General features: G+C 73.7%; 9 protein-coding genes, 1 rRNA gene and 1 pseudogene. 10 read left to right on the forward strand and 1 reads right to left on the reverse strand.

Annotated features, from left to right (window positions below):
* The first annotated feature begins 4 nt into the window (after nt 1-4).
* Both rrf and ABD709_RS21255 read left to right on the forward strand, forming a co-directional pair.
* A 5S ribosomal RNA gene (rrf, locus tag ABD709_RS21250) occupies nt 5-121 on the forward strand.
* A gap of 170 nt (nt 122-291) precedes the next feature.
* On the forward strand, nt 292-654 hold the full coding sequence (locus tag ABD709_RS21255) for a single-stranded DNA-binding protein (protein ID WP_344779068.1): 363 nt from the start codon (nt 292-294) through the stop codon (nt 652-654).
* On the opposite strand, the gene ABD709_RS21260 is transcribed toward ABD709_RS21255, so the two are convergent.
* On the reverse strand, nt 637-1,761 hold the full coding sequence (locus ABD709_RS21260; protein WP_344779069.1) for a DUF1015 family protein: 1,125 nt from the start codon (nt 1,759-1,761) through the stop codon (nt 637-639). The two genes, ABD709_RS21255 and ABD709_RS21260, sit on opposite strands and share 18 nt — an antisense overlap.
* Before the next feature lie 48 nt (nt 1,762-1,809).
* On the opposite strand from ABD709_RS21260, the gene ABD709_RS21265 reads away from it, so the two are divergent.
* The 8 genes and pseudogenes from ABD709_RS21265 to ABD709_RS21300 form a co-directional block, all read left to right on the forward strand.
* Nucleotides 1,810-2,820, forward strand: coding sequence for an HAD-IIA family hydrolase (locus tag ABD709_RS21265; protein ID WP_344779070.1), 1,011 nt, complete (start codon nt 1,810-1,812; stop codon nt 2,818-2,820).
* A 10-nt stretch (nt 2,821-2,830) separates the two neighbouring features.
* Nucleotides 2,831-3,031, forward strand: coding sequence for a hypothetical protein (locus tag ABD709_RS21270; RefSeq protein ID WP_344779071.1), 201 nt, complete (start codon nt 2,831-2,833; stop codon nt 3,029-3,031).
* Nucleotides 3,031-3,846 (forward strand): TlyA family RNA methyltransferase, encoded by an 816-nt coding sequence (locus ABD709_RS21275; RefSeq protein WP_344779072.1) that lies wholly within the window; start codon nt 3,031-3,033, stop codon nt 3,844-3,846. The genes ABD709_RS21270 and ABD709_RS21275 overlap by 1 nt, the downstream gene beginning before the upstream one ends.
* Nucleotides 3,847-3,863: 17 nt before the next feature.
* The gene (locus tag ABD709_RS21280; RefSeq protein ID WP_344779073.1) at nt 3,864-4,841 is read left to right on the forward strand and encodes an NAD kinase; all 978 of its coding nucleotides are present in this window, start codon (nt 3,864-3,866) and stop codon (nt 4,839-4,841) included.
* A complete protein-coding gene (gene recN / locus ABD709_RS21285; RefSeq protein WP_344779074.1) occupies nt 4,838-6,613 on the forward strand; it encodes a DNA repair protein RecN in 1,776 nt (591 codons plus the stop codon). The genes ABD709_RS21280 and recN overlap by 4 nt, the downstream gene beginning before the upstream one ends.
* A 24-nt stretch (nt 6,614-6,637) precedes the next feature.
* Entirely contained in the window at nt 6,638-8,365 is a 1,728-nt protein-coding gene (pyrG, locus tag ABD709_RS21290; protein WP_344779076.1) for a CTP synthase, read from the forward strand.
* A 4-nt stretch (nt 8,366-8,369) separates the two neighbouring features.
* On the forward strand, nt 8,370-8,969 hold the full coding sequence (locus ABD709_RS21295; protein WP_344779075.1) for an NUDIX domain-containing protein: 600 nt from the start codon (nt 8,370-8,372) through the stop codon (nt 8,967-8,969).
* Nucleotides 8,970-8,978: 9 nt separating this feature from the next.
* A pseudogene (locus ABD709_RS21300) lies at nt 8,979-9,294 on the forward strand (alanine dehydrogenase); the annotation flags it as partial.

Consider the following 9,294-nt stretch of genomic DNA (forward strand, 5'->3'; position numbering starts at 1 on the left):
GAGTTACGGCGGCCATAGCGACAGGGAAACACCCGGACCCATACCGAACCCGGAAGTTAAGCCTGCCAGCGCCGATGGTACTGCAACCGAGAGGCTGTGGGAGAGTAGGACGCCGCCGGACATACTTTCCGAAAGGGCTGTTCACAGGTTTCTGTGACAGCCCTTTCGTGCTTTTCGGGCCAGGAGCCGTGCACAGGGGAGGCGTCCGGACAGGTTCTCCACAGCCGTCGCGCCCGGTGCCGCCGCCTGTCGGACCCGGCCGGGAGTCTCGGTCCCGAAGGAGGTGCCGAGATGAGCACGAACGAGGAGAACCCGGACAACGAGGTCCGGCTACGGGGCACGGTGTCGGGTGCGGCGGAGGTCCGCACCCTGCCCAGCGGCGACGAGGTGTGCGTGGTCCGGGTCGTGGTGCCGCGGGCGACGGTGCGGATCCGGCCCGACGGCCGCCGGGGCCAGAGCGTGGACGTGATCGACTGCGCGGCGTGGGAGGGCCGGCCGCGGCGGTCCATGCGCGGCTGGCGGGACGGAGACGCCGTGGAGGTGGTCGGTGCGCTGCGCCGGCGGTTCTTCCGGTCCGGGGGCAGCACGGCGTCCCGAGTGGAGGTCGAGGTCGGCTCGGCCCGGGTGCTGCGGCGCTCAGCCGTCGTCGAATGAGCGGATGAAGACGCCGAGGCTGGGTTTGGGCTGGAACGACGTGGCCTTCTCGGGCAGCAGCCGGTCGGCCTCGGCGATCCGGAGGACGAGGTCGAAGGACGGTGCCGGCATCAGGACGCTGACGGCGCTGCCGGGGGCTGCGGCGGCGAGTGCGTCGTCCACGGTGTGGTGGTAGCCGATGCTCGCCGGGCCGTGGGGGAGCGCCGGCACCAGGTGCCGGTGCAGCACCTCGACCGCGGCGAGCTCGTCGGTCGCCGGGCTGAGGTCGACGACGGCCCAGGACCGGCCGTCGGTGGCCGCGAGCCGGCTCTGGCCGAGCGCGGCGACGGCGTCGGCCTGCGAGGCGTCCGCGCAGTGCATGCCGAGGCTCTCGGTCGCGGTCCGGAGGTCCCCGAGCGAGGTGCCCACGAGGGTGCGGTGGATCGCTCCGAGGAACAACGGGGTCGTGCCCTGGTCCACGAGCATGGCCAGGCCGTGGTCGCACGGACCGCCCGGCTGCCGCCGCTGGAGGCGCAGGTAGGCCGCATAGCGGTGGTGGCCGTCCGCGATCAGCGCGCGGGTTCCGGCGAGGTCCGTCCGGATCGTGGCGAGGCTGCCCGGGTCCCGGATCGCCCAGATCCGGTGCCGCTGCTCGGAGCGGTCGGTGAATTGGTGGTCCGGCGTCCCTCGGGCGATCTCGGCGAGCAGCGCGCGGGTCGGGCCACCCGCCCGGTGGACCAGCAGGATCGGCGCGGGGTTGAGCTGCATCTCGGCCATCCGGTCGGCCAGGTCGTCGGCCTGGGCCGGATGGATGCCCTCGTGCGGCAGCACCGCGCGGTCCTCGTGCCGCGTGGCCCGCCTCGACACGTCGAGCGCGCCCACCAGGCCGCGGATGCTCATCCCGCCCGCGGTGTACTCGTGCAGGTAGAGCGCGGGCGCGTCGTCGCGGGTCAGGAGCCCGCGCCGCTGCCACCGCGTCAGGCGGGCGGCGACGTCCTTGTAGGGGCGGGCGAAGGCCCGTCCGGTGGACGGATCGCCGATCCGTCGCGGCACCAGCATCAATGCGCGGAACGGCTCCAGGCGCAGCGGACCCGCGACGTACGGGGGCACGACGGTGTGCGGATCCATCCGAGCATCTTAGGGAGCGGCGCACCCCCTCCTGGCAGGCTGGGGGCCGTGTTGAGTGCCTGCAGCGTGCCGTTGGCCGAGGAGTACGACCTGGCGATGCTCGACCTCGACGGGGTCGTCTACATCGCCGGCGAGGCGGTCCCCGGCGCCGCCGAGCACCTCGCTGCCGCCCGCGAGCGGGGCATGCGCACGGCGTACATCACGAACAACGCGGCGCGTCCGCCCGCCGAGGTCGCGCGCAACCTCTCCGAGCTCGGCGTGCCGGCCGGGACAGCGGACGTCGTGACGTCGGCACAGGCGGCGGCGCACCTACTGGCCGAGCGGTACGGCGAGGGCGCGCGCGTGGTGCTGCTCGGCGGCCCCGGACTGGAGTGGGCGCTCGCCGACGCCGGGCTGACGCCGGTCGGCGCCGAGGACGACGCGGTGGCCGTGGTGAGCGGCTACGGCCCCGACGTGCCCTGGCGGGACATCATGCGGGTCGCGGTCCGGATCCGCGACGGACTGCCCTGGGTGGCGTCGAACACCGACGCCACCTTCCCCACCGCGTTCGGGCAGGCGCCGGGCCACGGCGTGCTGGTCGACACCATCGCGCGGTTCGCGCGCGTCGACCCGGTGGTCGCCGGCAAGCCGCAGCGCCCGCTGCTCGACGAGACCGTCCGCCGGGTCGGCGGCGAGCACCCGCTGATGGTCGGCGACCGGCTGGACACCGACATCGAGGGCGCCCGCAACGCGGACCTGCCGTCGCTGCTCGTGCTGACCGGGGTGACCGGCCTCCCTGAGCTGGTGGCGGCGACGCCCGAGCTGCGCCCGACGTACCTCTTCCCGGACCTCGGCGGCCTCCTCGTCACCCACCCGGAGCCGGAACGGGACGGCGACGGCTGGCGGGTCGGCGGCTGGCACGCCCGGGTGCAGCGCGGCCGGCTGGCGCTCACCGGCGCGGGCGAGCGCGCCGACTGGTGGCGGGCCGTCGCGACGGCCGCCTGGGACCACCGTGACTCCACCCAGGACGTCGTGGACGTGACCGGCCTGGATCCCGGATCCGAGACGGGGGAGCGGTAGCCTCCGGAGCATGACCGAGGTACCTGCAGCTCCCGACCAGGCCGCCGCTTCCGCGACGTCGCCGGTGACGACAGGCATCACGTCGATCGACTCCGTGCTCGACCTCGTCGCGGGGCTCGATGCCCGGCCGGTGGCGGAGCACGCCCCCGTCTTCGAGGCCGCCCACGCCGAGCTCCGTCGGGTCCTCGACGACCCGCCCGCGGCCTCTTAGTGCCCCCTCGTCGCCTGCGTCTCGACGCGGAGCTGGTCCGGCGCGGGCTGGCGCCCTCGCGCGAGCGGGCGGCCAGGCTGATCGCCGACGGCCGGGTCAAGGTCGGCGGCAGCACCGCCACGAAGGCCGCGACCGGCGTCACGACCGACGTGGCGATCGTCGTCGCCGAGGCGGAGGCCGGACCGGACTACGTGTCGCGTGGCGCGCACAAGCTGGTGGGCGCGCTGGCGGCCTTCGGGCCGGCCGGGCTCGAGGTGGCCGGCCGCCGCTGCCTGGACGCCGGGGCTTCGACGGGCGGCTTCACCGACGTGCTGCTCCGGGAGGGCGCGCGGGAGGTCGTCGCGGTCGATGTCGGGTACGGCCAGCTGGACTGGTCGCTGCGGCAGGACGAGCGGGTCCGGGTCCACGACCGGACGAACGTGCGGACCCTGACGCCCGAGGAGATCGGCGGCCCGGTCGACCTGGTCGTCGGCGACCTCTCGTTCATCTCGCTGGTCCTGGTGCTCGACGCGCTGGTCGGCGTCACCCGGGACGACGGCGACCTCGCACTGATGGTGAAGCCGCAGTTCGAGGTCGGCAAGGACCGGGTGGGGAAGGGCGGCGTGGTCCGCGACCCGGAGCTGCGCACCGAGGCCGTGCTCGGCGTGGCCGCGGCCGCCGCCGCGCGAGGATGGGGCGCGCGCGCCGTGACCGTGAGCCCGCTGCCCGGACCTTCGGGCAACGTCGAGTTCTTCCTGTGGCTGCGGCACGGCCCCGCGGAGCTCGACGACGAGCAGATCGGCGCGGTGGTCCGGGCCGGGCTTGACGGGGCTTGACGGGGGTGGATGAGACGATGACCGACGTGACGACGCCGAGCACCGAGCCGCGGCGGGTCCTCGTCCTCGCCCACACGCGGCGCGACGAGGCCCGCGACGTCGCTCGCGCGTTCGTGAAGGAGCTGACCGGCCACGGCATCGTCGTGCGCCTGCTGCGGGCGGAGGCCGACGCCCTCGGCCTCGACCCGACGGGCTACGACCCGCAGATCGAGCTCACCGACTCCGAGACCGACGCCAGCCGCGGGTGCGAGCTCACGGTCGTGATCGGCGGCGACGGCAGCATCCTGCGAGCGGTCGAGCTCACCCACAAGCGGCTGACGCCCGTGCTCGGGGTCAACCTCGGTCACGTCGGGTTCCTCGCCGAGGCCGAGCACGAGGACGTCGCCGCGACGATCGAGGCGATCGTCGCGATGAAGTACACGACCGAGGACCGGCTCTCCCTCGACGTCCGGGCGTTCCGGGACGGCGAGCTCGTCTACTCGACGTTCGCCCTCAACGAGGCCAGCGTCGAGAAGGCCGCGCGCGAGCGGATGCTCGAGGTCGTCGTCGAGATCGACGGCCGTCCGCTGTCGCGCTGGGGGTGCGACGGCGTCGTCTGCGCGACGCCGACCGGGTCGACCGCCTACAACTTCAGTGCCGGCGGACCGATCGTGTGGCCGCAGGTGGAGGCGTTGTGCATCGTGCCGCTCAGCGCGCACGCGCTCTTCGCGCGACCCATGGTGGTCGCGCCGTCCTCGGTCATCGCGATCGAGGTGCTCGGCGGCACCGAGGGGTCCGGCGTGCTGTGGTGCGACGGGCGCCGCAGCGTCGACCTGCCGCCCGGTGCCCGGATCGAGGTGAGCCGCGGGCTGCGGCCGGTCCGGCTGGTGCGGCTGCACAACGCGCCGTTCACCGACCGCCTGGTCGCGAAGTTCGGGCTCCCCGTCGAGGGCTGGCGCGGATCGGCGGAGCGCCGGCGGCGGCTGCTCGGCGGCTCCCTCGGGGAGGACAGTTGATCGAGGAGATCCGGATCAGCTCGCTCGGGGTGATCGACTCCTCGACGCTCGAGCTCGGGCCCGGCCTGACCGTCATCACCGGCGAGACCGGCGCCGGCAAGACCATGGTCGTCACGGCGCTCGGCCTGCTGCTCGGCGGCCGCGCCGACTCCGGCGCGGTGCGCTCCGGCGCGCGTCAGGCGCGGGTCGAGGGCGTCGTCGACGTCACCTCCCTGGCCGGCCTCGGCGCCGCGGTCGACGACGTGGGCGGCGAGACCGAGGACGGTCGGGTGGTGCTCGCGCGCAACGTCAGCGCCGAGGGCCGCTCGCGCGCCTTCGTCGGCGGCGCCTCGGTGCCGGTGGCGACGCTCACCGAGCTCGCCGAGCCGCTGGTCGCGGTGCACGGCCAGTCCGACCAGCACCGGCTGCTCAAGCCGCAGATGCAGCGGCAGGCCCTCGACATGTTCGCCGGCGACGCCGTGGCAGCGCTCTCCGCGCGCTACGCGGCGCTGTACGACGACCTGACCGCCTGCGAGCGCGAGCTCGCCGAGGTGGTCGCCTCGGCCCGCGAGCGCGCCCGGGAGGCCGACCTGCTGCGCTTCGGCGTCGGCGAGATCGAGGCGGTCGAGCCCCAACCCGGCGAGGACGGCGAGCTGGCGGCCGAGGAGGCCCGGCTCGGGCACGCCGACACGCTGCGGGTCGCCGCCGAGCAGGCGCGCGAGGCGCTGTCGAGCGAGCAGGGCTCGCCGGACGCGCTCGGCGCCGTCGCCGCGGCCCGGGGGCAGCTGGACGGCGTACGCGACCACGACCCGGCGGCTGCGGAGCTGGCCGACCGGATCGCCGAGGTGACCTACCTGCTCTCCGACCTGGCCGCGGACGTCGCGTCCTACGCGAGCGGCATCGACACCGACCCCCAGCGCCTGGCCGCCGTCTCCGAGCGCCGGGCCGCGCTCACCGCGCTGACCCGCAAGTACGGCGACACCGTCGACGAGGTGCTCGCCTGGGCGGAGGAGTCCTCGGCCCGGCTGCTCGACCTCGACTCCACCGACGAGCAGATCGCCGTGCTCGACGCCCGCCGCACCGAGCTGCGCGCGGAGCTGGCCGAGGTGGCGGCCGCGCTCAGCGCCGCCCGCGCCGAGGCGGCGGGCCGGCTCGGGAAGGCCGTCACCGACGAGCTCGCGCTGCTGGCCATGCCGCACGCGAAGGTCACCGTCGACGTGCGCCAGCACGAGGTCGAGGACCCCGAGGACACGGCGCACCCACCGACCGACCGGCTGCTCGTCGGCGGTCGCTGGCTGCGGACGGGCCGCTCCGGCGTCGACGAGGTCGAGATCCTGCTCGCCGCCAACACGGGATCAGAGCCCCGTCCGCTGCACAAGGGCGCGTCCGGTGGTGAGCTCTCCCGCGTCATGCTCGCGGTCGAGGTCTCGCTGGCCGGCACCAGCCCGGTGCCGACGTTCGTCTTCGACGAGGTCGACTCCGGCGTCGGCGGCGCCGCCGCGGTGGAGATCGGGCGCCGGCTCGCGGCCCTGGCGCGCTCCGCACAGGTCCTCGTCGTCACCCATCTGCCGCAGGTGGCGGCCTACGCCGACCGTCACGTCGTCGTCGAGAAGTCCAGCGACGGCAGCGTCACCAGCTCCGGGCTCACCACGCTGGACGACGCGGGCCGCGAGCGCGAGCTCTCCCGGATGCTCGCCGGCCTCGCCGGGTCCGACACAGCGATCGCCCACGCGAGGGAATTGCTCGATGTCGCCCGCGACACGACGCGTCAAGGTGCCTGGAACCGCGGTTAGCGGATAGCATGGAATCCCGTGATGATGTCGCCCGGTAGGGACCAGACCAAGCACCTGTTCGTCACCGGAGGCGTCGCCTCCTCCCTGGGCAAGGGTCTGACGGCGTCGAGCCTCGGCCGGCTGCTCCGGTCGCGTGGCCTGCGCGTCACGATGCAGAAGCTCGACCCCTACCTCAACGTCGACCCCGGGACGATGAACCCGTTCCAGCACGGCGAGGTCTTCGTCACCAACGACGGCGCCGAGACCGACCTCGACATCGGGCACTACGAGCGGTTCCTCGACACCGACCTCAGCCAGATCGCGAACGTCACGACCGGCCAGGTCTACTCCACGGTGATCGCCAAGGAGCGCAAGGGGGAGTACCTCGGCGACACCGTGCAGGTCATCCCGCACATCACCAACGAGATCAAGGACCGGATCCTCGCCATGGGTCGCGGTCCCGAGCCCGTCGACATCGTGATCACCGAGGTCGGCGGCACGGTCGGCGACATCGAGTCGCTCCCGTTCCTCGAGGCGGCGCGCCAGGTGCGCCACGAGATCGGCCGCGACAACTGCTTCTTCCTCCACGTCTCGCTCGTGCCCTACATCGGCCCCTCCGGCGAGCTGAAGACCAAGCCGACCCAGCACTCGGTGGCCGCGCTGCGCCAGGTCGGCATCCAGCCCGACGCGGTGGTCTGCCGCGCCGACCGCGAGCTCCCGGCGTCGATCAAGCGCAAGATCTCCCTGATGTGCGACGTCGACGAGGAGGCCGTCGTCACCGCCGCCGACGCGCCGTCGATCTACGACATCCCCAAGGTCCTGCACCGCGAGGGACTCGACGCCTACGTCGTGCGCCGTCTCAACCTGCCGTTCCGCGACGTCGACTGGACGACGTGGGACGACCTGCTCCGCCGGGTGCACCACCCCGTCGAGGCGGTCACCGTCGCCCTGGTCGGCAAGTACATCGACCTGCACGACGCCTACCTCTCGGTCGCCGAGGCGCTCCGGGCCGGCGGCTTCGCCCACGAGGCGAAGATCGACCTGCGCTGGATCCCCTCCGACGAGTGCGCGACCCCCAGCGGAGCCGCGAAGCACCTCCAGGACGTCGACGCGATCTGCATCCCGGGTGGGTTCGGCATCCGCGGGCTCGAGGGCAAGCTCGGAGCGCTCACCTACGCGCGGACCCACAAGATCCCTACCCTCGGGCTGTGCCTCGGGCTGCAGTGCATGGTGATCGAGTACAGCCGCTCCGTCCTCGGCCTCGAGAAGGCGGGCTCGACCGAGTTCGACCCCGACACTCCCGAGCCGGTGATCGCCACCATGGAGGAGCAGAAGGAGTACGTCGAGGGCGAGGGCGACCTGGGCGGGACGATGCGGCTGGGCCTCTACCCGGCCGAGCTCGCCGAGGGCTCCATCGCCCGCGAGGTCTACGGCTCCGGCCGGGTCGAGGAGCGGCACCGGCACCGCTACGAGGTGAACAACGCCTACCGCGACCAGCTGTCCGACGCCGGCATGGTGTTCTCGGGGACCAACCCGGAGCTCGGCCTGGTCGAGTTCGTCGAGCTGCCCCGCGACGTGCACCCCTACTACGTGGCGACCCAGGCCCACCCCGAGCTCCGCTCGCGTCCGACCCGGCCGCACCCGCTCTTCGCCGGCCTGATCGGTGCGGCGCTGGACCGCCAGCGCGAGCTGCTGATCCCGCTCGACGAGTCGGTGCTGCACCCGCCGCTCGCGGACGACCCGGAGAGCCGGGTCGAGGCACCCGGCGAGTGAGCGGATGAGCCTGGCTGACACGCCCGGCTCCTGGCCGGTCGTCGACTCGACCGACCTGCACCGCGACGACTGGGTCGTCGCGCTCCGTCGGGACCGGATCACCGCGCCGGGCGGCGACCCGGCCGACGCCGACCAGGTGTTCGGTCGCCTGGTCCTCGAGCACCCGGGCGCTGCCCTGGTGCTCGCGATCGACGACGACGAGCGGGTCTGCCTGCTGCGCCAGTACCGCCACCCCGGCCCCGGCACCTTCATCGAGCTGCCGGCCGGCCTGTGCGACGTCGCCGGCGAGGACCCCGTGGAGACCGCGAAGCGCGAGCTGGCCGAGGAGGCCGGCCTGGCCGCGAGCGAGTGGCGGCACCTGCTGACGACCTACCCCTCGGTCGGGATCTCGGCAGAACGCCACCACTTCTACCTCGCCCGCGGGGTCACGGCCGTCGACCGCCCGGACGGCTTCGTCGTCGCTCACGAGGAGGCCCACCTCGAGGTTCTGTGGGCGCCGTTCGGCGAGGTGGTCGACGCCGTGCTGGGCGGCCAGGCCCAGGAGGGGCCGCTCGCGGTCGCCGTCCTCGCCTACGACGCGCTGCGCCGCCGGGAGAACGGCTAGCATCCAAGGGTGATCGTCGGCATCCCTGCGGAAGTCAAGAACAACGAGTACCGGGTCGCCATCACGCCGATCGGCGTGCACGAGCTGGTCGCGCACGGCCACGAGGTGGTGATCCAGGCCGGGGCGGGCGTCGGCTCGTCCGTCCCCGACGAGGAGTACGTCGCCGCGGGCGCGAGGATGCTGCCCGACGCCGACGCGGTGTGGGGCACCGCGGAGATGGTGCTCAAGGTCAAGGAGCCCGTCGCCGAGGAGTACCACCGGATGCGCGAGGGGCAGACGCTCTTCACCTACCTGCACCTCGCCGCGGACAAGCCGCTCACCCAGG

The organism is Nocardioides panacisoli (assembly GCF_039537325.1).
Lineage (GTDB): Bacteria > Actinomycetota > Actinomycetes > Propionibacteriales > Nocardioidaceae > Nocardioides > Nocardioides panacisoli.